Genomic DNA, 23,547 nt, shown 5'->3' on the forward strand with positions numbered 1-23,547 from the left:
CGCCGGCGGTTCCAGTGCCCCGCTCCGGATATCAAGCGGTGTTCTGCGACGGCCCGGCATTGCCACAAATGTGTCGCAACAGATAAGCCGTGCCGGTCGCGTCGCTCAATTGACCCCGAGCTTCTTCTGCAGGCTTGAGGACGATGTCGTGTACTGGAACACCAGCCGCTTGTCCGGATAGACGTAGCGGTGCGCCTTCTGGGCCATCAGCGATCCCTCATGGAAGCCGCACAGGATCAGCTTCAGCTTGCCGGGATAGGTGTTGATGTCGCCGATCGCGAAGATGCCGGGCACGCTGGTCTCAAAGGCCGAGGTCTCGACCGGCACCAAATTGTTCTCAAGCGCGATGCCCCAATTCGCAACCGGACCGAGCTTCATGGTCAGGCCGAAGAACGGCAGCATGGTGTCGCACGAGATCTTCGAGATGGCGTTGTCGTTGCCTTTGACGGTGGCGCCGGCAAGCTTGCCGCCCTCGCCTTCGAGGGCCGTGACCTGACCGATCTTCAAATCCAGTTTCCCGGAAGCCACCAGCGCGCGCATCTGTTCGACGCTGTGAGGGGCGGCGCGGAAATCGTCACGCCGGTGCAGCAGCGTCACGCGCTTGGCGATCGGGTGCAAATTGAGCGTCCAGTCCAGCGCGGAATCGCCGCCGCCGACAATCAGCAGATCCTTGTCGCGGAACTGCTCCATCTTGCGCACCGCGTAGAACACCGAACTGCCTTCATAGGCTTCGATGCCCGGCACCGGCGGGCGTTTCGGCTGGAATGAACCGCCGCCGGCGGAGATCACCACCACCTTGCACTCGAACACCTGGCCGGCATCGGTGGTGACGCGAAAGCCGGGGTCGCCGATTTTCTCGATCGACTCCACCATTTCGTTGAGGTGGAAGGTTGGATTGAACGGCTTGATCTGCTCCATCAGCGCTTCGGTCAGGCCCTGGCCCGTGACGAAGGGGATGCCCGGAATGTCGTAGATCGGCTTTTCCGGGTACAGCTCGGCGCACTGGCCGCCGATCTTGTCGAGAATGTCGACAAGATGCACCTTCATATCGAGCAGACCCAGTTCGAAAACGGCAAACAGCCCGCACGGGCCCGCGCCAATAATCAGCACATCGGTTTTGATCGCTTCGCTCATATCGCTTCTTTTCGGTTGGACATGTCGGCAGGCTGCGCCTGTCTAGCCAAGCCAAGGCAGCGAGGAAAGCCATAATATGGCCCCGGTGACCGCGGCAACCCCTTGCCGCCGCTCGACAACTGCGCTGTATGCTTGGGAAAACAAGGAGATCATCTCGTGAACGCCCCTGCCCGTCTCGATTCAACGCCGCGGCTTGAAGACTTCCCCTACCGGCTATCCGACAATGTGCGCTTTGCCGATCTCGATCCCAATCAGCACGTCAACAACGCGGTTTATGCGACCTATTTCGAAACCGGCCGCGTCACCCTGATGAAGGACCGCAGCTACGGGTTGATGCCGGTGGGCCTGGCCTGGATCATGGTGCGGCTCGATATCCATTTCCGCGCCGAACTGCGCTGGCCAGGCCAGATCGAGATGGGGCTCGGGGTTTCCAAATTCGGCCGAACGTCGGTGACCTTCGATCAGGTGGTGTTTTCGGAGGGAAAATGCGTGGCGTCGGCGCAATCGGTCACGGTGCTGATCGACGAGACCACGCGCAAACCCACACCTCTGACGCCTGAGATCCTCGGGAATTTCCAGCGCTGGCTGCGTCAGGGCGTCGACGGTACCTAGCAGACGCGAGGCTCGATCTGGCTCCAGGCCTGCCCGAGCTAGGCTTGCCGCTCCGGCGTCGAGACCACGAGACCGTCGAGTTCGTCACTGACCTTGATCTGGCACGACAACCGCGAATTCGGCCGCACATCGAAGCCGAAATCCAGCATGTCCTCTTCCATCGGGGACGGGGCCCCGACCTTTTCGCGCCAGGCCTCGTCGACATAGACATGGCAGGTCGCGCAGGCGCAGGCGCCGCCGCATTCGGCCTCGATGCCCGGGATCGCGTTGCGGATCGCCGCTTCCATCACGGTGGCGCCGTTTTCGACGTCAATGATGCGGGTTTCGCCGGTATGGTCGACAAAGTGAATCTTGGCCATGATTGCTCGTGCTGCCGGATGAGAGAGGTCCGGATTGTCCTATAACGGGTCGATCCGCTCTGCGCCAGCGGCCGGAATGAAATCCTGAGCGTTGTTTTGCCGCGCGTTTGCGGTCGGATCAGGACCGGCGCAGCATCGCATCGATCGCCAGGCGGGCCGCTGCGACGGCATCGCCGAGTTCGGCGAGCGCCGGCGCCGGATCGCCGCCGCGCTGGATCAGGGTTTCCAGACCACCGGCGGCATCGGCGACGCCGAACGCACCGATCGCGCGCGCCGACCCCTTCAGGGTATGGGCCAGCGCCCCCGCATCCGCGGGCAAGGCCGCGAGAGCAGCGACCAGGCTGGCCGCCTGGGCCGAAAACATCGCCAGCACTTCGCGCTCGAGGCTGGCATCGCCAAGCGTCATGCGATGAAGATGGTCGATATCGATCGGACCGTCATCGGGAGCGAGTGGCGGCGATGGCATCCAGGCAATCCGTTCCAGATGAAGCGACATGACGGTTATCCAAAATTGGCCCCGCTTGATCGATCCGACAGCGAAGTTTCGGCCAGCCAATCACGGGAATGGTTAACGGAACGTTTCGCGCATTTGCCGCAAGTTCGCCGTTTTTTCGGCGAAGAGTTGCCCCAATTAAGCAAGGCGCAGGCGAATTTCGAGGACCTGTAAGGCCTTACGGCGTCGCGCTGTTAACGATGATTAAGATTGTATTAATCGCAGCCATTTCATTCGTGCCGCCTAGCCAATAGGATGTTTCCGGACGTAGCGGACAAGCTGGCGGACGACTGCGCTTTGGCACCGCGCAAGGTATGTCATCTGTTGCGAACCAGCGGGGGCATTCGCGCAGCTCTCTTCCGGGACGCGTAAAAAAATAAGATGCGTATAAAGTAAAACGAGGGCTCAGACTGAACATGGCGAACAATCCCAAAAAGGTCAAAGACCCTACCGAAGTCGCGCTTTCTGCCATTCAGGAAGCCCTGAACATCAGCGATGCGCCCGCGGCCGACAACACGCGCAATTCGATGCGCGGCGAACCGGCGCCGATAAATTCGTCCGCGACACCTTCTTACAATGAGCCTTCTTACAACGAGCCTGCCTTCGACACCCGGCCGAGCAATGATCGGCCGATCTTCGAACCCATCGAAGAGCCGCGCTCGTCCCGCCGCGCCGCCAATGACGACCGCGAAACCATCGGGCAGATTCTGCAGGCCATCCAGAAGGGCCGGCCGGCCCGCAACGTCTATACGCTGGCCACGCTTTTTGCCGGGGTCTGGATTCTCGGCGCCGGCCTTCTGACTGTCAGCTTCCTGCCGTCGTTACAGGCCGCGATCGGTCAGGGCGCCGGCGGCACCCTGGTGCTGGGCGGACTTGCGGCCTTGTTTTTCGCGCCGGTATTGCTGTTTTATTTTCTGGCGAGCCTGTCCTGGCGCGGCCAGGAATTGCGGATGATCGCGCAGTCGATGGCGCAGGTCGCGATCCGTTTTTCGGAGCCCGAGGGCGCTGCCAGCGACTCGATGGTGACGGTCGGCCAGGCGATCCGCCGCGAAGTCGCGGCGATGGGCGACGGCGTGGAGCGCGCCATCGCGCGCGCCGGCGAACTTGAAACCCTGGTCGCCAATGAAGTCTCAGCGCTCGAACGCGCCTATAGCGACAATGAAGTGCGGATCCGCGCTCTGCTGCAGGATATCGCCCATCAGCGCGACAATCTGGTCGGACAGGCCGAGCAGGTCCGCAGCGCCATCTCCGGCGTGCAGATCGACCTGCGCCATGATATCGCGCTGATATCGGACGCGATCGCCTCGCGCGTCGATGAAGTGGCCAAGAGCATCACCGGCGCGCTGGAAGAACGCGGCGGCCACATCACCACGGCGCTCGGCAATGCCGGCGACAACATGATCCTCGCGCTCGGCGAACGCGGCGGCGACCTGCTCGACCGGCTCGAGGAAGCCAGCGCGGAGACCACGCGCGCCGTGCTCGACGCCAGCGAGCGCCTCACCACCAGCCTGAATTTCAAGACCGGTCATGTCCATGACGAGTTCGTCGAACTGGCCGACCGCGTGCACGAGATGTTGAACGAGCGGATCGACCGCATCACCACCGAATTCGAGCAGCGCTCGTCCACCATCGTCGACGGGATTTCCGACCGCACCGAACAGGTCCACGACTCGCTGAAGAATTCCAGCGACTCCCTGCTTCTGGAACTTGAGCTGCGCAGCGGCGATCTCGTCAGCAAGATCGACGAAGCCGGCAATCGCCTCGCGACCCGAATCATGACCTCTGGCGACAAGGCCAGCGATGCGCTCGACGTGACGGTGAATTCGCTGGTCGCGAAGGTCGTCAGCCAGACCGAAAACGCCCACGACTCGCTCAGCCTGCAGATGAGCGCCTTCGACGAACTGGTGAAGAACCAGGGCGGCGAACTGGTCGAAAAGTTTGCCCGCGACAGCGGCACCCTCGGTGCCCTGATCACCCGCCATATCTCGGAATTCGACCGCACCGTCAAAACCTTCGGCGGTGAAATCGTCGATCGCATGGGTCAGCGCACCCAGGACATCGCCGAATCGCTCAAGACCTATGTCGACACTTTCGACACCCGCCTGACTTCGAATGGCGGCGAGATCACCGCCTCGCTGGACCAGCGCCTCGTGCAATTCGAGACCACGCTCGGAACCCGCGTCGCCAATCTCGATACCTCGCTCGACAGCAAGATCAAATCCTTCGATGAATCGATCGACGGCCGGCTCAAATCGCTGGAACTGACCTTCGATACGCGCGCGAAATCGGTCACCGATACCATCGACAACCGTTTGGGATCACTGACTTCGTCGCTGACCGACGGTGCCGCGCAGGCGATCCACTCGATCGACTCGCGCCTCACTTTGCTCACCTCCTCGCTGACCGACGGCACCGCACAGGCGGTCGACGCGGTCGATCGGCGCATCGCCAATGTGACCGAGACCATCAACGGTCGCAGCGACCAGCTGACCGACACCATCACGGCGCGGTTCCAGGAAATCCATCAGGGCATCGAAACCCGGGTCGGCGCGGTGGCGTCCGATATCGACACCCGCGTCGCGCAGTTCGAAGACCTGCTGGGTTCGCGCATCGAAGCCGTGGCCGGCCGCATCGAGAGCAGCGGGCGGCAAGCCAGCGACGGCCTGATGGCCCGCGCCGAGGAGCTGTCGCTCGGGATCAAGTCCCATGTCGAGGATGCGGAACGCTCGCTGACCAACCTTGTGGTCAATACCAGCGAAACCATTCAGACCGGCGCCCGCGTGGCGCAGCAGTCGCTGCTGACGGTTTCTTCCGACGTCGGCGCCCAGCTGAAGCTGACCTCGGCGGAAGTCGAGCGCGCCCTCACCGCGGTCGGCAGCAGTTCGGCGAACGCGATTTTGACCAGCGCCCGCGACGCCCAGGCCAGCCTTGTGACGGCCTCCAGCGATGCCGCCAACCAGATCAAGTCGTTGTCGGCCGATATCGAACGAACGCTCTCGGCCGCCGGCTCTGCAACCGCCGGCTCGATTGTCTCGGGCGCGCGTGAAGCGCAGACCACCCTGGTCACGGCTTCCGCGGATGCCGCCAACCAGGTCAAATCGCTGGCCGCCGATATCGAACGGTCATTGTCGATTGCGGGAAGTTCCACCGCCGAATCGATCGTCGCCGGTGCACGCGAGGCCCAGACCACGCTGGTCACGGCATCGTCGGACGCCTCCAATCACGTCAAGTCGCTGGCCATCGATGTGGAACGCACGCTGAGCGCGGTCGGTGCGGATACCGCCACGTCAATCCTGAACAGCGCGCGGGAAGCCCAGCATTCGCTGACCGCAACGTCAGCCGACGCCGCCAGCCAGATCAGGGTGATCTCGACGGAGATCGAGCGCTCGCTCTCTGCCGTGACCGCCAAGACCACCGACAATATCGCGACCAGCGCCGTCAACGCGCAGAACGCCCTGGTCGCGGCCTCGAACGAAGTCAGTTCGAAGGTCAAGTCGACCTCCACGGAAGTCGAACGCTCGGTTCTCGCCGCCAGCGGCGCTTTCAGCTCGACCATGACCGGCAAGGCCGACGAAATCGTCAACTATGTGCAGCAGCAGACCGATCGTCTCTCGCAGATGATCGACGGCAAGCGCGGATCGCTGGTCGAAGCCATCGGCTCAAAGACCAACCAGCTCACCATCGATATCGACCGCGTGACATCGGAGGCGCTGAAATCGATCGAAACCCGCGGACAGAGCTTCTCGCAATCGATGCTGAGCAACGGCTCCGACGTCGCGCGGACCATCACTTCCGCCGGCGAACTGGCGACGGGTGCCGTCAACAAGTCGCTGAAGGAGCTCGAGCAGTCCTCGCGCGCGGCGATCGACCAGTCGCGTCAGGTCTCGATCGCGGCGGTGACGGAGATGCAGGAAACCAGCAAGATCCTGCGCACCGACACGGTGGCCCTGTTCGAGCGGCTGCGTGAAGGCAACATCCTGCTGCAGGAAGTGCTCACCGGCGCCCATGACAACCTCAATTCGCTGGAGCGGGCTCTGGTGACCCGGGTGGCCGACTTCGTGTCCGCCATGAACGACGTCACCTCGCGCAACGGGGCGGCGACCCAGACGCTGGAAGACCAGTTGAGCGTCTTCAACTCGAAGACCACGCAGGCCCTGGAGAACCTCGGCACGCTTTCCAGCGAGTTCGAAAGCCACGGCAAGACCCTGGTCGAAGCCGCGGCCGTGGTCGAGCAAAGCAACCGCAGCACCACCGCCTCCGTCGCCGAACGCAAGGCGGTGCTGGAATCGCTGGTGACCACGATTGACCTGCGAACCACCGATCTCGATCAGCGGCTGTCACGCTTCACCGGCCTGCTCGATGAATCGCTGGCCGCCGCCGAAGAGCGCGCGCGCGATATCGCCCGCGTGGTGGCGGAAACCGCAGGCGCGGGTTCAGCCGCCATCACCCATCAGTTCGAAGCGGTTCGCGCCGCGGCCGAACACGAACGTACCAGCAGAGCACGCAGGAAGCCGACGGGATGTTCAAGCAATCCGCCGAGCGCTTTGCCACCATGGTCCAGAGCATGAAGCATATGGCTTCGGAAATGCATCTGGAACTGGAAGCCACCCGCAACGAGCTTCGCCGCGGCGTGCTGGAAATGCCGCAGGAAGCCGCGGAAAACACCGCGCAGATGCGCAAGGTCATCGTCGACCAGATCGAGGCGCTGGCTGAATTGAACCGGATCGTCGCACGCCATGGCCATGGCCTTGACGTCGTGACCACGAGCCGCTCGAGCATTCAGCGCGAGGAAGAGCCGATGCTGGCCACCGCCGGCGGACGCGGCGAGTCGCGCTCCGCGCCCCCGCGCATGCGTGACGGCGGCAGCGCCTCGACTTTGCCGCCGCCGGATCTGGGGATGCCGGCCTCGCGCCGCACCGAAGCCCCGCCGGTTTCGCCGGCCAGTTCCGACCAGGGCCGCGACGGATGGCTTTCCGATCTGTTGAACCGCACCGATGGCAGCACGCCTGCCGGCGCCGGCAACCGGGACATCCCGCGCAGCCGCCCCGCCCAACCGGCCACCAGCGGCAACCCGCTGGAGTCGCTGTCGCTCGACATCGGCCGCCTGATGGATCGCAATCTCGCCGCCGAAATGTGGGATCGCTATCAGCGCGGCGAGAGCAAGGCCTTCACCAAGCGGCTCTACACGCCGGCCGGCCAGAAGGCCTTCGACGAAGTCGCCCGCAAATACCGCTCTGACCGCAACTTCAAGCAGACGGTCGACCGCTACATCACCGAGTTCGAGCGCCTGCTCGACGAGGTTGCGCGCGACGAGCGCGGCCCCGCGGTGCTGCGCAGCCACCTGACCTCGGAGACGGGGATGGTCTATACCCTGCTGGCGCATGCGGCGGGACGGCTGGGGTAAGGCTCAAGCTGATCGCGATTAAAGAAACGGAGGCAGCGATGCCTCCGTTTTTGTTTTTGGGCGGACAACACAATATACTGACCGTCCACATTACGTAGGCATTGAACCTGCGCCAGAAATACCAATGTGAATCATGACACCACCGGCGAACTGGATAACATCGATAGACGAATTGGTTAGACTGTTTGGCGATGCAATACGTGGTTTGGTTCCGATCGCCGAGCGTGCCCACATGCAATGGAGGGCGCCAGATTCTTATGATGACTGGGATCAAATCTGCGAAGCAATATATCGATCGATTGTAATCGGAACGATCGAATTTGCCGAAGAAGCAAGAACATTTCTTCCTGTGCCGGATTACGACCGTCGAATTAACTCATACGAAAAAAACAGTTTCCTTGTCGATACGAAATCAAAAGATGACGTGGCATTTGTTTCTTTCGAAACTGAGACGGAACCCTTCGACGTAAGTCTATTCGCGCTTCTTGATCGCAATTTAAGAGTCATTGGAAGCCGACGCGTGGCAACAGCAGACGTGAAATTCAACTTGGGTTGTCGCGATCAAAACAGCGGGGCTTGGGAGCTTATAGACAAGCTAACTGTGTCCCTTTAGCCGCGCCACCAGCTCACTTACGGCCGCTTCTTCTCGCCTGCCGGCACGGGCACCGAGGCCGAGGCCGCGGCGGGCGCGGTTGAACCGCCCGCACCGAACAGCAGGCGGGTCGGGTTGCGGTCGAGATTGTTCACCGCGCGGCTGATATCGCCGAGCGTGCGGCGGCCGTCGGTCATCAGCGCGCCCGAGCGCTTGTCGAAATCCTCGGCCAGTTCGCGGATCGATTTCACCGCCAGGAACAGCTCGCCACCGTCCCTGCCGCCGGCCAGCGTATTGAGGCCCAGCATCAAATTGTCGGCCTTCCCCATCACGCCATCGACTTTGAGCATCACGTCGTCGATCTTGTCGGAATTGCGCGCCAGCGACGCGGTGAAGGTCTCGAGATTCTTCAGGGCGTTTTTCACCGCCTGCTGATTGTCGGCGACCACTCGGTTGATGTTCTGCAGCGTCCCCCGGATCGCCTCGGTGACGTCCTGCAGCGCGTTCGGATCGGCCGTGAGCACGGGAACGCCATCCTCGTCCAGGGGAACCGCGGGCGCGGCCTCCTCGCCGCCCTTCAGCGAGATCGCAGCGACCCCGGTCAATCCCTGGAATTCGAGCCCGACCAGCGTGTCCTTGCGCAGCGGTGCGTTGTTCTCGATCATGGCGAGTGCGACCACACGACGCGGGTTGTCGAGCTTGACGGAAATCACTTCTCCTACCCGGATACCGTTGAAATTCACGCTGCCGCCATTGCGCAGGCCGGTCGCCGGACCCTCGAAGATCACGCGCAGCGGGCTGCGGGCCTTGGTGGTGTGGAGGCTCTGGAACCACAGCACAAAGCCAAACGCCGCGGCAATCACGGCCAACGTGAACGTTCCGATCAGAACGAAGCTTGCCCGCGTTTCCATCAAACCAACTCCGATACCGACTAAATGTGCTAGCCCATGACTGCGCGGGCGCGCTTGCCGTGGAAATAGGCCCTCAACCAGGGATGCTGCGAGGCCTGCATGTCGGCCATCGATCCTGCGGCAATGATCTTACCGTTCCCTAAAACGGCGATACGGTCACAAGCAGTATAAAGGCTGTCCAGATCGTGGGTTACCATGAAAACGGTCAGGCCCAAAGTGCGCTGCAGGGTCCGGACCAGTTCGTCGAAGTCGCCGGCGCCGATCGGATCGAGGCCCGAGGTCGGTTCATCCAGGAATACCAGTTCGGGATCGAGCGCGAGCGCGCGCGCCAGGGCCACGCGCTTGATCATGCCGCCCGAGAGTTCCGAGGGAAAGCGATCGGCGACTTCCGGCCGCAGCCCCACCATGCCGAGCTTGGCCATCGTGATCTCGTCGAGCAGTCGCTGCGAGACCTTGAGATATTCGCGCACCGGGAACTGGATGTTCTGCCGCACGCTCAGCGAGGAAAACAACGCGCCCTGCTGGAACAGGATCCCCCAGCGCCGCTCGACGCCGCGCCGTGCCGCGGCATCCGCGGCGTCGAGATCGACCCCGAACACCTCGATGCGCCCGCTGATCTTGGGAACCAGTCCGATGATGGTGCGCGTCAGCACCGACTTGCCGGCGCCGGAAGGACCGACGAAGCCCAGAATCTCACCGCGCTTGACGTCGAGATTGAGCCCGTCCAGGACCTTGGTCGAGCCGAACTGCACCGAGATATCGCGCACCCGGATAATGGCATCGGAGATTTCAGGCGCCATCGTCACATTCCGATCGACGCGAAAAAGATCGCGAACACGCCGTCCATGACGATGACGAAGAAAATTCCCTGCACCACCGATGAGGTGGTGTGCTGGCCGAGCGATTCGGCGCTGCCCTCGACCGCGAGCCCCTCGACGCAGGCGACGATCCCGATCACCGCCGCCATCACCGGCGCCTTGATGAGGCCGACGGTGAAGTGATCGATCGAGATGGCGTCGCGCAGCCGCAGCATGAACGCTTCGGGATCGACCCCGCCATAGCCCCACGCCACCAGGCCACCGCCGACCAGCGCCGCCATGGCGCCGAGGAAGGCGAGGATCGGCAGCGCGATGACCAGCGCCAGCAACCGCGGCAGGATCAGAACCTCGATCGGGTCGAAACCCATGGTGCGCAGCGCGTCGATCTCCTCGCGCATCTTCATCGAACCGAGTTCGGCGGTATAGGCGCTGCCCGAGCGGCCCGCGACCATGATCGCCACCAAGAGCACGCCGATTTCGCGCAGCACCAGCACGCCCAGCATGTCGACGACGAAGATATCGGCACCAAACTGGCGGAAATGAAAAATGCCCTGCTGGGAGATGATGCAGCCGATCAGGAATGTGATCAGCGCCACGATCGGTACCGCGCGCCAGCATACCTGCTCGAGATGATGCACGGTCGATGTCAGGCGGAAACCCGACGGATGGATCAAGACCCGCGCGCCCGCGGCCAGCACGGCGCCGAGCATGTCGATCAGTCCGACGATCGTGGTGCCGAAGCCGACCATGTTGCGGCCGATCTGATCCAGTATCCCCGTAATCGTCACCGACGTCGTATCGGCGGCGGGCGCGGACTTCACCCGGCGCACCTCGTCGACCAGGCTTGAATAATTGGCCGAAAGCCCGGCGATCTTGGCCTCCACGCCGCCCTGGGTCAGGCTGCGGCGAAGCCGCTCGATCAACCAGGCCCCGAAAGTGTCGAGTTTGGAGACTTGCGACACATCGATGAAGATATTGGGCCGGCTTCCGGTAAGCTTCTCGGCCTCGGCCACCATCGGCTCAAGCACCGGCGCAAAGCGGGCCGTCCACGAACCGGCCGCGCACAGCGCAAGCCCGTTGCCCTGTGCAATCCGCTCCAATGTCGGGTCGCCCTTCACGATGCCAACTCCTGTGTCGATTTTCGCGTGTTCATCGCGCAGGAAAATCCAACAACGCCGCCGCTACCTTGTAGGATACACCCCTAACCGGCCATCCATCTAACCAGCCATACTTGGTTGCGCCGGGCAAGCATACGGTTCAGAAATTGCCAGATATTAAAATGACTTCCAGCAAATCGACAGCGCTTGCCGCCCGAATCGAGCGCTGGCCGATCGCCGGCAGCTTTACCATCAGCCGGGGCGCCAAGACCGAGGCGGTGACGGTGGTGGCGCAGGTCGCCCGCGACGGCCATATCGGTCACGGCGAATGCGTCCCCTATCCTCGCTATGGCGAGACCCCGGACGCCACCCTGGCCGCCCTGTTGTCGATGCAGGACCCGCTTGGGCGCGGGCTCGACAGGCAGGCTTTGCAGGCGGCCATGCCGGCTGGCGCCGCCCGCAATGCGCTGGATTGTGCCTTGCTGGATCTGGAGGCCAAGATCAGCGGCCGGCGTGCCTGGGACCTGCTCGGACGCCCCGCCCCGCGGGCCTGCACCACCGCCTATACGATCTCATTGGGATCGCCGGAGGCGATGGCCACGGCGACCGCCAAGGCTGCGCACCGCCCGCTGCTCAAGATCAAGCTCGGCGGCGACGGCGATGGGAAGCGAATCGCGGCGGTGCGCAAATCGGCGCCCGAATCCGAACTCATCGTCGATGCCAATGAGGCCTGGACATCGAAAAATCTCGAAAGGAATCTCGCCAAATGCGCCGAAGCCGGGGTCACGCTGGTCGAGCAGCCGCTGCCGGCCGGCCAGGACGAGGCGCTGGCGCGCATCCGCAGGCCGCTGGCGGTCTGCGCCGACGAGAGCGTGCATGATCGCGTCTCGCTGGAGGGCCTGCGCGAACGCTACGATGCCGTCAATATCAAGCTCGACAAAACAGGCGGACTGACCGAGGCGCTGGCGATGGCGGATGCGGCGCACGCGCTTGGCTTCGAAATCATGATCGGCTGCATGGTCGCGACGTCGCTGGCGATGGCGCCGGCGATGCTGCTAACGGGGCAGGCCCGCTTCGTCGATCTCGACGGTCCCCTGCTGCTGGCACGCGACCGCGATGACGGACTGCGCTACGACGGCAGCCTGGTCTATCCGCCGGAGCCGGCGCTTTGGGGGTGATCCAGAAGCCTCGATTTTTTTTAGAGCTTCGTGTGAACCGGTTCCACCCCGCATCCAGGGTCCAGACTCAAAAGGTCCAGACTCATTAGCGTCAGAAGCGTCAGATCGCCAGCTTCAGTCCCTCATGGCTGGCCCGGAAGCCCAGGGATTGGTAAAATTTCAAAGCCTCCGGGCGCGCTTTGTCGGTCGTCAGCTGAACCAGACCGCAACCGCGACGGCGACACTCCTCGAGTGCCCATTCCAGCATAAATCGTCCAATCCCGCGGTCGCGTTTTGCCGACGCAATACGCACGCTTTCGATTTGCCCGCGAAGCAACCCCAAACGCGAAAGTCCGGGAATAAAGCTCAGCTGCAAACAGCCAACGATTCCGCCCGCATCCTCGACGACGACCAGTAACTGATGAGGGTCGGCATCGATGGCATTAAATGCGCTTGCATAGTTTGAATTTAAGGGTTGGCCTGCGTCTTCCCGTAACTTGCCAAGGTCGTCATCGGCAAGCAATTCAACGATTTTCAGCAGGTCGTCAAACTCAGCCCGCCGAATGCGAAAGTCGGAAACGGTTTTGTCGGACATGATGTCTACCACAATTCTCCGGATGGATGTCTGATGGGATTGAGGTTGTCGGCGCAGTCGGCGTTTTTCAAGCATTTAGAGCGGGGCAGGCTTTCGCTCGAAAACGCCATGACGCTGCGCCAGCCACATCAGGATCGCGCCTGACAGCGCCATGACGGACATGACGTAGTAGACGCCCTGCCCGTATCGGGCATAGACCGCGCCGGACAGGATCGAGGCGGCGCCGGCGACGATGCCGGAACAGGCAGTGAAATACCCCTGCCCTCTCGCCATCATGTGGACGGGCACATGGCGCACCAGCAGTCCCATGGTGCCGAGCTGGGTCAGCCCGAAGCTCAGCCCGTGCGCCAGCTGGACCACCGCGAGCACCGCGATATCAGGTTGCTGCGCGGTGATCAGCCAGCGCACCACCGCGCAGAGCGCCCCGATCACCACCAATGCCGAAGGCGGCAACGTGAAGCGCGGCGACAGCGCAAACACCACGATCTCGGCCAGCACCCCCAGCACCCACAGCCCGGCAATCGTCAGCCCGCCAAGCCCGGATAGCTGCCAGGTGATGGAAGCGAAGTTGTAGAAGGCGGCGTGACTGCCCTGAATCAGCGCGGAGGTCAGGATGATCACAAGAAAACCCGGTTCACGCAGCAACCTGGTCGCCCCGTGCAGCGCCCCCGGTGGGGGCTTTGGGTTGTCCTGCGGCTTTAATCCGAAGCTGACGGCGGCACTGAGCGCGGCCAGGGCCGCAATCACCCAGATCAGGTGCGGGGCCGCGATCACATCGACCAGGAGCCCGCAGGCCAGCGCACCCACCACGAAGGCGGCTGAGCCCCACAACCGCAGCGGCCCGTATTTGAGGCCATATCGCACCACGCCGCGCAGCGCATAGGCATCCGTCAGCGGCAGAATCGGGCTCCACATGCAGGCGGTGGCGGTGAAGGCGAGGAACACAAAGAGCGCCTGATGCTGGGTTCCGACCACCGCAAACCCGAGCGCCGTCATGACCGCCGTGACGATCATCGCGCGATGCAGCGACCCATGCCTCTCGGCAAGGCTGGTAATGAGCGGCAAAACCGTGAATCGCGTCACCGCGGGAACGGCGGTGATGATCCCGATCCACGACGCATCGATCCCGACCGCCCCGAGCCAGACCGGGAAAAACGGCATATAGGCGCCGATCAATGCGAACATGGCGCCGTAAAACAGCGCCAGGCTGGTCGCGAATCGCCTCAGTGTCGGCGCATCAGCGATGGGGATTTGTGATTCGCCTGGCATCAATTCAATTGCGATTCGTTCGATATCGTGATGATCGTTAGCGTAACGCGCGATGATTTGCGCGATGAGTTTATCATGGCCGACGAAGCTTTCGCCCTGTCACCGATCTCCGCGCGCGCGACCCAGCCGCGCGAGGAGGACTACAACGCGATCAGCGAAGCTTTCATGGAGACTTCGCGGGGCCGCTGGTTTCTCGGCGAGTATGCCAAGCGCAACCGCAACGCCGACACCAGGATGGTGCTCGATGCGGTGGCGCGAATCGAGGGAGCCATCGCCGCCCAGAAAAATCCGGTGCCCGACAGCGGGCTCGCCGAGGCGCTGGCCGCGATCAAGGCCTCGCTCGCCGAGGCCAGAACCGTAGCCGCGGCGGCGCTCGACGATCTTGCCGTGGAGGAAAATCTGGCGCCCGCCCGCAAGGGTGCCCGGGTGATCCGGGAGATCGCATGGCGACTGCGGGAAATCGGCGCCGACGCGCGGATTTGCGACCTGATCGATTCCCAGATCGGGGCCATTGAAGCGGCCTGCGGAAAAATATCCGCGAACGACCCCAAGGCCGCCTTGAGCGAGGCCTTCGAGCTGATCGAGGAACGGATCAAGTCATTCGACGACAGCGATACGGTGGTTCCACAGCCGGCCAAGCAGGCTGTCCCCTCCGTGCCGCAAGCCGCCGAAGAACCTGCTGTCGCGCGCGCCGCCGAAGAAACGGCCTCATCGCCGTTCCCGGCTGCGCGTGATGAATCGCCTGCGGCCGCCGACGACACGGTACAGGCGGCGGACACGGCGAACGATGCCGAAGCGGCGATGAGCATCCCGGCCATGGCGGCTGACCCGATCGTGCCAACCGCTGAGACCGCAGAGGTCACGGCCGAAGCTGGCGAAGCGATGGCGGAGGTCGCGGAGCTGTCGTCCGAAACAGTCGATATTACCGCCGAAGCCGCGGACGCCCATGACAATGCGGTGCTGGACATGGTTGCGCTTGAAATGGCCGCGCCAGACCCGGCTGACGTCGACGATCCCGCCGACGACGAGACTTATGAAATCGAGGCCGCAGCGCTCCCGCCGGCTGAACCCATCATCGTCGCCGAGAGGCCTGAGCCGGTCAGTGCGCCGGCCGTTCAAGTTGCGCCGGAACCGTCGCTTGAAACTTCCCTTGAACCTTCACTCGAACCCTCCCTCGGCTCCAGCCTGATCGCGAGCGGAATCGTGCGAGGGCCCGCGGCATCGAGGCCCGATCCGCTGGCGCCGATCCGGCGCATGAGTCAGGCCGAGAAGATCGCGTTCTTTTCATGAGGACTTGAAGGCGCAGGGAATGACAACCGTTTCTCTGACGATATCAGAGGTCTTCGATATCGCCTTGAAATCCTACTATGCGGGAAAGCTCGCCGAAGCCGAGCAACTATGCCTCAAAATATTGTCGGCCGATCCTGACTCCGCCGCCACTCTGAATCTCCTGGCCGTGATCCATACGGCGCTGGGCAGGAACGACGCGGCGCTGTCCTGCTACGATCGCGCGCTGGCGCTGCGGCCGGACTTCATCCAGGCGCTCAGCAATCGCGGCGCGGTGCTGAAACAGCTGAAGCGCTACCACGAGGCGCTGGAAAGCTTTGACCGCGCCATCACGTTTCAGCCCGATCATGTCGAGGTACTCAACAATCGTGCCGGCGTCCTGCAGGAGCTCGGCCGCTACGTCGAGGCGCTCGCCGGCTATGACCGCGCGCTGGCCTTGCAGCCGGAGCATCCCGCGGCGCTCAACAATCGCGGCGTCACCCTGCAGGCGTTGGGGCGGCATGCCGAGGCGCTGACAAGCTATGACGCCGCGCTGGCGTTGCATCCCGATTTTGTCGAGGCGCTGGTTAATCGTGGCATCGCCTATTATGAGCTGAAGCGATTCGGCGATGCGCTCGCCAGCTACGATCGCGCCATTGAGCTACGGCCGGATAACGCCGATGCCCTCACCAATCGCGCAAATGCGCTCGACAAACTGGGACGCCCTGAAGAAGCGCTGGCCTGCTACAATGGTGCGCTCAATCTGCAGCCGCATCACGTCGAAGCGCTCTACAACCGCGGCGCCGTTCTGCACAGGCTGCGGCAATTCGACGAAGCGCTGGCGAGTTACGACGCCGCGCTCGCTTTGCGTCCGGATTATCCGGAGGCGCTGGCCGGCCGCGGCGCCGCGTTGCGCGATCAAAAGCGGTTTGATGAGGCGCTGATAAGCTACGACCGCCGGATTACGCCCATGCTTTCGTCAATCGTGGCGCCACGCTGCATGAATTGGGGCGATCCGACGAGGCGCTGAGGGACTTCGAGCGCGCGCTGGCCTGCGAGCCGGATCATGTCGAGGCGCTGACCAATCGCGGCGTCGTCCTGCATGACCTCGCGCGCTATGACGAGGCGCTGGCAGATCATGACCGGGCCATCGCGATGCGGCCGGGCGATGCCGCGGTGCTCAACAACCGCGGCGTCACCCTGCATAAACTGCGGCGGTTCGAGCAAGCCCTGGCGAGCTACAATCTGGCGCTAGCCTCGCGGCCGGACTACGCCGAGGCACTCGCCAACCGCGGCGTGACGCTGTCCGACCTGACGCGGTTCGATGAGGCGCTGGCGAGTTACGACCAGGCGATTGCGTTGCGTCCGGACGATGCCGACGCGCATTTTTTCAAGAGCCTGTCGAGCCTCGTCACCGGCGACTTCGAGCGCGGATGGATCGAATATGAATGGCGCAGGAAGGCTCCGTCAGCGAGAATTACGACGCGCCATTTTTCCAAGCCGCTCTGGCTCGGCGAAGACGATATCGCAGGCCGGACGATCCTGCTCCACAGCGAACAGGGATTTGGCGATACCATTCAGTTCTGCCGTTACGTGCCGCTGGTCGCCGCCCGCGGCGCCCGCGTCATCCTGGAAGTTGAAGAACCGCTCTGCGAGCTGATGACAAGTCTTGCCGGCGCGACAGAGGTTATCGCCAAGGGCGATCCCCGCCCGGACTTCGACTGGCACTGCCCGCTTCCCAGCCTGCCGCTGACCTTCAAGACCCGGCTGGAGACGATTCCTTCGGATGTTCCGTATCTGCGCGTGCCCAAGCATGCTCTGGAACATTGGGACGCATTGCTCGGGACCGGGCGCGGCCTGAGGATCGGGCTTGCCTGGGCGGGCAATGCGAAACACGTCAGGGATATGGAACGCTCGATAGGGCTGCGCGATCTGCTGCCGCTGCTGGAGATCGATGCGCGCTTTGTGAGCCTGCAAAAGGAGCTTCGTGCCGGTGACGCCGAGATATTGTCGCGTCGCAACGTACTGCGGTTCGGCGGGGAATTCGGCGATTTTGCCGATACCGCGGCGCTGATATCGCAGCTCGATCTCGTGATATCCGTCGACACCGCTGTCGCGCATCTGGCCGGCGCATTGGGCAAGCCGGTCTGGATCCTGTTGACGCATGCCCCCGACTGGCGCTGGCTGCTCGAGCGGGACCACAGCCCCTGGTATCCGAGCGCGCGGCTGTTTCGCCAGTCCGAGACCCGCGAGTGGGGCAGCGTGACGAAGCGGGTGCGCGACGCGCTGCTCGAATTCACCGCAACCGCGCGATAGCGGCCGCACGCGGTGGATCAGCGGATCAATTTCGCGAACATGTCGGCATCGACATTGCCGCCCGACAGCACGATCACGACATTCTTGCCGCTGATATCGATATGGCCGGCCAGCAGGGCGGCGAGGCCCACCGAACCGCCGGGCTCGACCACCAGCTTCAACTCGCGGAAGGCAAATCCGACGGCGGTGCCGACTTCCGCATCCGACGCGGTCAGGCCCTTGGTCAATAGCCGGCTATTGATCGAAAACGTGATCTCGCCGGGGATCAAGGCCATCAGCGCATCGCAGATGGTGCGGCCCTGGCCTTGATGCGGCTCGCGTTTGCCGGCGCGCAGCGAACGCGCATGATCGTCGAAGGCTTCCGGTTCGGCCGACATCACGACCGCCTGCGGGAAACGGGCCTTCACGGCGGTGGCGACCCCCGCGACCAGGCCGCCGCCCGAGGCCGGCGCGACCACGATATCCGGCGTGATCCCGAGCGCCGCCATGTCCTCGGCGATTTCCCGCCCGGCGGTGCCCTGCCCGGCGATGACAAGCGGATCGTCATAGGGCCGCACCAGGGTGGCGCCGTGTTTGCCGGCAATGTCGTTGGCGATGGCTTCGCGGTCCTCGCGGTCGCGATCGTACAGCACCACCTCGGCGCCGTAGGACTTGGTGCGCTCGCGCTTGGACAGCGGCGCGTCGGCCGGCATCACGATGGTGGCCCGCATATTGAGGATTTGCGCCGCCGCCGCCACGCCCTGGGCATGGTTGCCGGACGAGAACGCGACCACGCCGCCGCCGCGCGCGCTTTGCGGGATCGACGACAGCTTGTTGAAGGCGCCGCGGAACTTGAACGATCCGGTCCGCTGCAGCATCTCCGGCTTGAGGAAAACCCGGGTTCCAACGCGTTCGTTGAGAACCGGCGACGACAACAGCGGCGTGCGTACGGCGAACGGTGCCAGCACGCGCGCGGCGGCGTCGATATCCGCCGAACTGACCGGCAGCGGTAAGGATGATTGCGACATGCCCGAACTGTATCGCGTCTGCGGACGGCCGGGCAAGGTGCTTGACTCCGAAAGCTGTCTGGCGCGCCTCAGGCGACGAAGCGGGGCAGCTTTGCGGCAAAATTCAACGCATCGTCGTGCGGGTCGACGCCGCGAACGCCCGCAATATTGTCGACAAAGATGCGTGCGGACGCTTCCCAGGTATGTCCTGCGGCAAATTCGAGGCAGGCCTGCGGCGAAATCCTCAGGGCCGACAGGCACGCGGTCCGCAAATCATCGTTCAGCGCGCCGACCGGCGCCGAGCCGATCACGTCGCGCGGACCGGTGACGGGAAACGCCGCCACCGGCACGCCGCTGGCGAGGGCTTCGAGCAGAACCAGGCCGAAGGTGTCGGTCTTGCTCGGGAACACGAAGACGTCGGCGGCGGCATAGGCCTGCGCCAGGGCTTCGCCCTGCAGCGCCCCCAGAAACACGGCTTGCGGATATTTCCGGACCAAGGCCGCGCGCGCCGGTCCGTCGCCGACAATGACCTTGGTGCCCGGCAGATCGAGGTCGAGAAACGCCTCGAGATTTTTTTCGACCGCCACCCGGCCGACACAGAGGAAGACCGGACGCGGCAGCCCGAGGTCGGCGATGCGCGGGTAAAACTGGCTGCTATCAACCCCGCGCGGCCACAGCACGACATTGCGAAAGCCGCGCGCGCGCAATTCATTTGCAAGGGCTGGTGTCGCCGCCATCACCGCCTGGCTGGCGCCATGGAACCGGCGCAGCCCTGCCCAGATCCAGGACTCGCGAACCGGCAGGCGCGCGGAGATGTATTCCGGAAAGCGGGTATGAAAACTCGACGTGAACGGCAATCCCTGTTTGCGGCAATAGCGCCGCACCAACAGCCCGATCGGACCCTCGGTCGCGATATGAATGCTGTCGGGCCGCGCCTCGGCGATCAGGCGCGCAATCTTCGCCTGGTAGGGCAGCGCCAGGCGCAGGTCCGGATAGCTCGGCATCGCGAAGGTGCGAAACGATGCCGGCGTCAGAAAACTGACCTCGACGCCAAAGGCCTTCGCCGCGTCCGCCATCATGGTCAGCGTGCGCACCACCCCGTTGACCTGGGGATGCCACGCATCGGTCGCGACCAGAATTCGCATCATGCGGCGCGCGCCGTGACCGAGGCAACCGGGGCGGTCCGGCGCAGCGGATCGGTCCAGGTGATGATTTCGAAGCGGCCGTCCTCGTGCTCGGCCAGCGCGGTGCAGCTTTCGACCCAGTCGCCGCAGTTCATGTAGCGAACGCCGTGCTCGTCGCGGATGGTGGCGTAATGGATGTGGCCGCAGATCACCCCGTCGGCGCCGTGGCGCCGCGCCTCGGCGGCGAGCGTCTGCTCGAAGGCGCCGATATAATTGACCGCGTTCTTGACCTTGAGCTTGGCCCATTGCGACAGCGACCAATAGGGCACGCCGAACGCGCGGCGGAAGAAGTTGACCAGCCGGTTCATCTGGATCGCGAAATCATAGGCCTTGTCGCCGAGATGGGCGAGCCAGCGCGCGTTCTGCACCACGAGGTCGAAGATATCGCCGTGAATCACCAGATAGCGCCGGCCATCGACGCCGACATGGATGGTGTTTTCCATGACGTCGATGCCGCCAAAATGCGTGCCGTAATAGTTGCGCAGGAACTCGTCGTGATTGCCCGGAACGTAGATGACCTTGGCGCCCTTGCGGGCCTTGCGCAGCATCTTCTGCACGAAATCATTGTGCGATTGCGGCCAGTACCAGTTCGATCGCAGCGCCCAGCCGTCGACGATATCGCCGACGAGATAGATCGTATCGGCGTCATGGCTCCGCAGAAAGTCCAGCAATCGCTCGGCCTGCGAACCGCGTGCTCCGAGATGGACATCGGAGATAAACAAAGTGCGAAAGCGCCGTTCAGGACACTCTTCACTCATAGCGTCACTTTCCATGCGCGAGCGGGTATCCGAGTCGCGTGACGGCGTGATGACGAGATCTGCCGCCGATTCCGGATTTACCATGCCCCGTCCAGCCCCCGAACAGGCGGCTTCGAATCAGCCGACTGCCTTGCTGAATTGCGAATAACAGTGCTCTGCGACAGCCAAGCGACATCGGCAGGCCTATCCGGTAAACCCCGGGTGCCCATCATACGGGCAAAGGTTAACGCGAGGCAGTTAACGCAAGGCATAGGTCCGCCTTCCCGCGGCCGCATTCGCCCGGGGTGTGAGGGAAACGAGGCCCACCTGAACAACAGAGGGCGCAGGGAAAGCCGGGCGCTTGGCGCACCCGCAGCCCCCTGTGCAACAAAAAGCACAGGGGTAGAAGCCACAGGTTCGCCGGAACGCCCGGCCTTCCCTGCGCAATGGTTTTAACGGTTTCCTTCGCGCTCTCCCCGGTGACCGGGCTTTGTTGTCACCGTCGCCTGCGGATCACTGCGTGTCGGGCCCGATAGGGCCGACATCGCAACTCCGCAAACTTGACGCCAGCGTCGGGGCGTCAGGACCACACGACTTCGCCGTCCGCATCAGCGCCGCTCGTCCGCGCAAAGTGTTTGCGCTGCGCCGCTGTCGCGTCCACCGCATCCCGCACCCAACGTCCGTGACGACCGCGAAGCGCCCCTCTTGTGAGGCGGGATGGCGTATTTTGGTTTTGATTTGGGGTCGAGATCAACAGTGCCGACCCGCGACAGATTGGCACGACGGGCAAATCGTCAGCTCCTCTATGCCGTTTCCACCGTGCGCTCGGCCTCCCGCTGCCGCCACGCCTTAGGATGTGAACTCATAAATTTGGAGTGTCGGCGCATGTCCGCTTTGCCCCGGATTCTGTTGCGAAACTCTTCAGGTCTCGATCGCAGGGCTCCGTTTTGAGCGTTGGCGGTTCGTTGGTTGCGCTCCCTGGTGTGGGAGCTGCGCTGCTTGACGTGACGCCTACGCAAGGCAGGCCTCTGCCAAAGGTGGCGGGGCACGGCAGAGAAGCCTGGCGAGCCGTCTGAGGTTTTGCGCGGTTGCTGTCAGCAGCACTTCGTCCCTGACGCCGCTCAAGCCCCGCAGCCGGAAACGGTCGAGCCGGAGAATGCGCTTCATGTGCGCAAATCGCATCTCAACCTTCTTGCGCTCCCGGCGGGACTGCTGGAAGGCTTCCGTGTCGGCCAAGGCGCGGACACGATCTCGCACATCTTCGTTGATGTCACGGGTGACTTTGCGCATAGCCGCGGTCGTACACTGCGGCTTCAGCAAGCAGGCCGAGCAGTCCTTCTTGTTGGCCCTGTAGTAGACGATATGACCCTGGTCGATGTTACCGGTGCTGGTCAGCTCCGCGCCACCCGGGCAGACATAAATATTGCGCTCTTGGTCGAAGACAAAATCGGCGCGACTGAAGGTACCATCGGAGCGCGCCGATTTGTCCCACACCGGTACGTGCGGTGTGATGTTGCGATCCACCAGCCATTTGAGCAGCCTGACTGCGCCATAGACCGTGTCGCCCGCAAGCCGCTGGGGCCGCAGATCGAAGCGGCGTTCAACGCGATCCACCATGGTCTTGGTGATGGCAATCTCCACGGTTCGGTTTGCCCGAGTGCCCACGGCATCGATGATGATGCCGGCCTTGTTGTCGATCAGGTAGTTCGCATCATAGGCAAAGAACGGGTCCAGGCCTGGCCTTGCAACCCATGTCGCTTGCGGATCGGTAAGCGAGACTTCCTTGGGAGGCTTGTGTCGATCGCCGCCTTTGCCTGAACCGCCAGCGTCTCCACCACCGTCCTCATCGCCGCGAGCGGTATCTAGGGCGGCGAGGTACTCGCGAACTGCATGAGATGCCTCCTCTGCCTTTGGCCATGCAATCGGCTGGTCGCCGGGCATCCGCTTCTTCTTGTCTACATCCGCCTTGATCAGGCTCGCATCGATCGAGAACGCTTCGCCCCCAACCAGCCCGGTCGCAATGCACATTGCCACTACACCCTCGAAGACCCGACGCAGGGCGTCACTCTCCCGGAAGCGTTCGTGCCGCGCACGACAGAATACAGAGTGATCGGGGATCCTGTCCTCAATGCCGAGCTTGCAGAACCACCTGTAGGCCAGGTTGACCTGGACTTCAGCGCACAGCCGGCGCTCCGAGCGGAGCGCAAACACGTAGCCAACGATCAGCATCCGGATCATCAGTACCGGATCAATCGAGGGACGACCCGTGTGCGAGTAATACGGCGCCAACTCCTTGTGCACCCAACCCAGATCGAGAAAACCGTCGATCTGACGCACCAGATGATCGGGCGGAACTACCTTGTCGAGATCAAACGAATAGAAAAACTGTCCTTGTCCTTCTTCCCGCCGACCCATCATGCGCCGCTCCCGCCGATACCGTCTCCACCAACGGAATCATGGTTCGCGATTCGCATCAAAGGGAGTTTTGCAACACAATCCCCTCGACAACGGACTCTGAGCGGATATTGCGCCACTTCCGTTTGGTGCCTTAACCGGACTCATGCACCGCCCCAATTTAACAGTTATTCGATAATCTCGTCAGCGCGGGCCAGCACGT

At 63.2% G+C, this 23,547-nt stretch carries 19 protein-coding genes and 1 pseudogene; 8 read left to right on the top strand and 12 right to left on the bottom strand.

Going from position 1 to position 23,547, the window contains the following annotated elements; translation table 11 throughout:
- Positions 1–105: 105 nt before the first annotated feature.
- Positions 106–1,134, bottom strand: coding sequence for an NAD(P)/FAD-dependent oxidoreductase (locus ABR948_RS05480; RefSeq protein ID WP_428114433.1), 1,029 nt, complete (start codon positions 1,132–1,134; stop codon positions 106–108).
- Between the two features lie 156 nt (positions 1,135–1,290).
- Here ABR948_RS05480 and ABR948_RS05485 point away from each other — a divergent pair, with 156 nt between their 5' ends.
- The gene (locus ABR948_RS05485) at positions 1,291–1,746 is read left to right on the top strand and encodes an acyl-CoA thioesterase (RefSeq protein WP_428114434.1); all 456 of its coding nucleotides are present in this window, start codon (positions 1,291–1,293) and stop codon (positions 1,744–1,746) included.
- A 38-nt stretch (positions 1,747–1,784) separates the two neighbouring features.
- Here ABR948_RS05485 and ABR948_RS05490 read toward each other — a convergent pair whose 3' ends face one another.
- On the bottom strand, positions 1,785–2,105 hold the full coding sequence (locus ABR948_RS05490; protein ID WP_428114435.1) for a 2Fe-2S iron-sulfur cluster-binding protein: 321 nt from the start codon (positions 2,103–2,105) through the stop codon (positions 1,785–1,787).
- Between the two features lie 118 nt (positions 2,106–2,223).
- On the bottom strand, positions 2,224–2,601 hold the full coding sequence (locus ABR948_RS05495; protein ID WP_428114436.1) for an Hpt domain-containing protein: 378 nt from the start codon (positions 2,599–2,601) through the stop codon (positions 2,224–2,226).
- On the opposite strand from ABR948_RS05495, the gene ABR948_RS05500 reads away from it, so the two are divergent.
- From ABR948_RS05500 to ABR948_RS05510, 3 genes and pseudogenes are all read left to right on the top strand, one after another.
- Positions 2,590–2,772: a hypothetical protein gene (locus ABR948_RS05500; RefSeq protein ID WP_428114437.1), complete on the top strand. Its 183-nt coding sequence runs from the start codon at positions 2,590–2,592 to the stop codon at positions 2,770–2,772. The two genes, ABR948_RS05495 and ABR948_RS05500, sit on opposite strands and share 12 nt — an antisense overlap.
- Before the next feature lie 242 nt (positions 2,773–3,014).
- Positions 3,015–8,002: pseudogene (locus ABR948_RS05505) on the top strand (apolipoprotein A-IV repeat region-like domain-containing protein).
- 133 nt (positions 8,003–8,135) lie between these two features.
- A complete protein-coding gene (locus tag ABR948_RS05510; protein ID WP_428114438.1) occupies positions 8,136–8,615 on the top strand; it encodes a hypothetical protein in 480 nt (159 codons plus the stop codon).
- Between the two features lie 17 nt (positions 8,616–8,632).
- On the opposite strand, the gene ABR948_RS05515 is transcribed toward ABR948_RS05510, so the two are convergent.
- From ABR948_RS05515 to ABR948_RS05525, 3 genes are read right to left on the bottom strand one after another with little or no spacing between them, the layout of a single operon-like run.
- Positions 8,633–9,505, bottom strand: coding sequence for an MlaD family protein (locus ABR948_RS05515; RefSeq protein WP_428114439.1), 873 nt, complete (start codon positions 9,503–9,505; stop codon positions 8,633–8,635).
- A gap of 29 nt (positions 9,506–9,534) precedes the next feature.
- Positions 9,535–10,305: an ABC transporter ATP-binding protein gene (locus tag ABR948_RS05520; protein WP_428114440.1), complete on the bottom strand. Its 771-nt coding sequence runs from the start codon at positions 10,303–10,305 to the stop codon at positions 9,535–9,537.
- Positions 10,306–10,307: 2 nt separating this feature from the next.
- A complete protein-coding gene (locus ABR948_RS05525; protein ID WP_428114441.1) occupies positions 10,308–11,441 on the bottom strand; it encodes an ABC transporter permease in 1,134 nt (377 codons plus the stop codon).
- A 161-nt stretch (positions 11,442–11,602) separates the two neighbouring features.
- On the opposite strand from ABR948_RS05525, the gene dgcA reads away from it, so the two are divergent.
- Complete coding sequence (gene dgcA, locus ABR948_RS05530) at positions 11,603–12,598, top strand: N-acetyl-D-Glu racemase DgcA (protein ID WP_428114442.1); 996 nt, start codon at positions 11,603–11,605, stop codon at positions 12,596–12,598.
- 100 nt (positions 12,599–12,698) lie between these two features.
- Here dgcA and ABR948_RS05535 read toward each other — a convergent pair whose 3' ends face one another.
- Together ABR948_RS05535 and ABR948_RS05540 are read right to left on the bottom strand one after the other, a co-directional pair.
- On the bottom strand, positions 12,699–13,172 hold the full coding sequence (locus ABR948_RS05535; RefSeq protein WP_428114443.1) for a GNAT family N-acetyltransferase: 474 nt from the start codon (positions 13,170–13,172) through the stop codon (positions 12,699–12,701).
- 75 nt (positions 13,173–13,247) lie between these two features.
- Positions 13,248–14,441: an MFS transporter gene (locus ABR948_RS05540; protein WP_428114444.1), complete on the bottom strand. Its 1,194-nt coding sequence runs from the start codon at positions 14,439–14,441 to the stop codon at positions 13,248–13,250.
- 75 nt (positions 14,442–14,516) lie between these two features.
- Between ABR948_RS05540 and ABR948_RS05545 the strand changes: the two genes are divergently transcribed.
- Genes ABR948_RS05545 through ABR948_RS05555 form a run of 3 tightly spaced genes read left to right on the top strand, consistent with a single transcriptional unit; the run spans position 14,517 to position 18,023 of the window.
- Entirely contained in the window at positions 14,517–15,731 is a 1,215-nt protein-coding gene (locus ABR948_RS05545; RefSeq protein ID WP_428114445.1) for a hypothetical protein, read from the top strand.
- Positions 15,732–15,750: 19 nt separating this feature from the next.
- Entirely contained in the window at positions 15,751–16,737 is a 987-nt protein-coding gene (locus tag ABR948_RS05550; protein ID WP_428114446.1) for a tetratricopeptide repeat protein, read from the top strand.
- On the top strand, positions 16,713–18,023 hold the full coding sequence (locus ABR948_RS05555) for a tetratricopeptide repeat protein (RefSeq protein WP_428114447.1): 1,311 nt from the start codon (positions 16,713–16,715) through the stop codon (positions 18,021–18,023). The genes ABR948_RS05550 and ABR948_RS05555 overlap by 25 nt, the downstream gene beginning before the upstream one ends.
- Before the next feature lie 17 nt (positions 18,024–18,040).
- On the opposite strand, the gene ABR948_RS05560 is transcribed toward ABR948_RS05555, so the two are convergent.
- The 4 genes from ABR948_RS05560 to ABR948_RS05575 all read right to left on the bottom strand — a co-directional run bounded on the left by ABR948_RS05560 (position 18,041) and on the right by ABR948_RS05575 (position 23,348).
- Positions 18,041–19,030, bottom strand: a complete 990-nt coding sequence (locus ABR948_RS05560; RefSeq protein WP_428114449.1) for a threonine/serine dehydratase family protein — start codon at positions 19,028–19,030, stop codon at positions 18,041–18,043.
- Between the two features lie 68 nt (positions 19,031–19,098).
- The gene (locus ABR948_RS05565; protein ID WP_428114454.1) at positions 19,099–20,154 is read right to left on the bottom strand and encodes a glycosyltransferase family 4 protein; all 1,056 of its coding nucleotides are present in this window, start codon (positions 20,152–20,154) and stop codon (positions 19,099–19,101) included.
- Positions 20,154–20,951, bottom strand: a complete 798-nt coding sequence (locus ABR948_RS05570; protein ID WP_428114455.1) for a UDP-2,3-diacylglucosamine diphosphatase — start codon at positions 20,949–20,951, stop codon at positions 20,154–20,156. The genes ABR948_RS05565 and ABR948_RS05570 overlap by 1 nt, the downstream gene beginning before the upstream one ends.
- Positions 20,952–21,941: 990 nt before the next feature.
- Positions 21,942–23,348 (bottom strand): IS1182 family transposase, encoded by a 1,407-nt coding sequence (locus ABR948_RS05575; RefSeq protein WP_428114450.1) that lies wholly within the window; start codon positions 23,346–23,348, stop codon positions 21,942–21,944.
- Positions 23,349–23,547: the final 199 nt, after the last annotated feature.

Source organism: Bradyrhizobium sp. (genome assembly GCF_050014615.1).
Taxonomy (GTDB): Bacteria; Pseudomonadota; Alphaproteobacteria; order Rhizobiales; family Xanthobacteraceae; genus Bradyrhizobium.

Excerpts from the sequence above, each read along its gene's own strand:
- ABR948_RS05480 (WP_428114433.1), bottom strand. The coding sequence starts at position 1,134 with ATGAGCGAAGCGATCAAAACCGATGTGCTGATTATTGGCGCGGGCCCG.
- ABR948_RS05490 (WP_428114435.1), bottom strand. The coding sequence starts at position 2,105 with ATGGCCAAGATTCACTTTGTCGACCATACCGGCGAAACCCGCATCATT.
- ABR948_RS05500 (WP_428114437.1), top strand. The coding sequence starts at position 2,590 with ATGAAGCGACATGACGGTTATCCAAAATTGGCCCCGCTTGATCGATCC.
- ABR948_RS05495 (WP_428114436.1), bottom strand. The coding sequence starts at position 2,601 with ATGTCGCTTCATCTGGAACGGATTGCCTGGATGCCATCGCCGCCACTC.
- ABR948_RS05510 (WP_428114438.1), top strand. The coding sequence starts at position 8,136 with ATGACACCACCGGCGAACTGGATAACATCGATAGACGAATTGGTTAGA.
- ABR948_RS05515 (WP_428114439.1), bottom strand. The coding sequence starts at position 9,505 with ATGGAAACGCGGGCAAGCTTCGTTCTGATCGGAACGTTCACGTTGGCC.
- ABR948_RS05520 (WP_428114440.1), bottom strand. The coding sequence starts at position 10,305 with ATGGCGCCTGAAATCTCCGATGCCATTATCCGGGTGCGCGATATCTCG.
- dgcA (WP_428114442.1), top strand. The coding sequence starts at position 11,603 with ATGACTTCCAGCAAATCGACAGCGCTTGCCGCCCGAATCGAGCGCTGG.
- ABR948_RS05535 (WP_428114443.1), bottom strand. The coding sequence starts at position 13,172 with ATGTCCGACAAAACCGTTTCCGACTTTCGCATTCGGCGGGCTGAGTTT.
- ABR948_RS05540 (WP_428114444.1), bottom strand. The coding sequence starts at position 14,441 with ATGCCAGGCGAATCACAAATCCCCATCGCTGATGCGCCGACACTGAGG.
- ABR948_RS05545 (WP_428114445.1), top strand. The coding sequence starts at position 14,517 with ATGGCCGACGAAGCTTTCGCCCTGTCACCGATCTCCGCGCGCGCGACC.
- ABR948_RS05550 (WP_428114446.1), top strand. The coding sequence starts at position 15,751 with ATGACAACCGTTTCTCTGACGATATCAGAGGTCTTCGATATCGCCTTG.
- ABR948_RS05560 (WP_428114449.1), bottom strand. The coding sequence starts at position 19,030 with ATGTCGCAATCATCCTTACCGCTGCCGGTCAGTTCGGCGGATATCGAC.
- ABR948_RS05565 (WP_428114454.1), bottom strand. The coding sequence starts at position 20,154 with ATGCGAATTCTGGTCGCGACCGATGCGTGGCATCCCCAGGTCAACGGG.
- ABR948_RS05570 (WP_428114455.1), bottom strand. The coding sequence starts at position 20,951 with ATGAGTGAAGAGTGTCCTGAACGGCGCTTTCGCACTTTGTTTATCTCC.
- ABR948_RS05575 (WP_428114450.1), bottom strand. The coding sequence starts at position 23,348 with ATGATGGGTCGGCGGGAAGAAGGACAAGGACAGTTTTTCTATTCGTTT.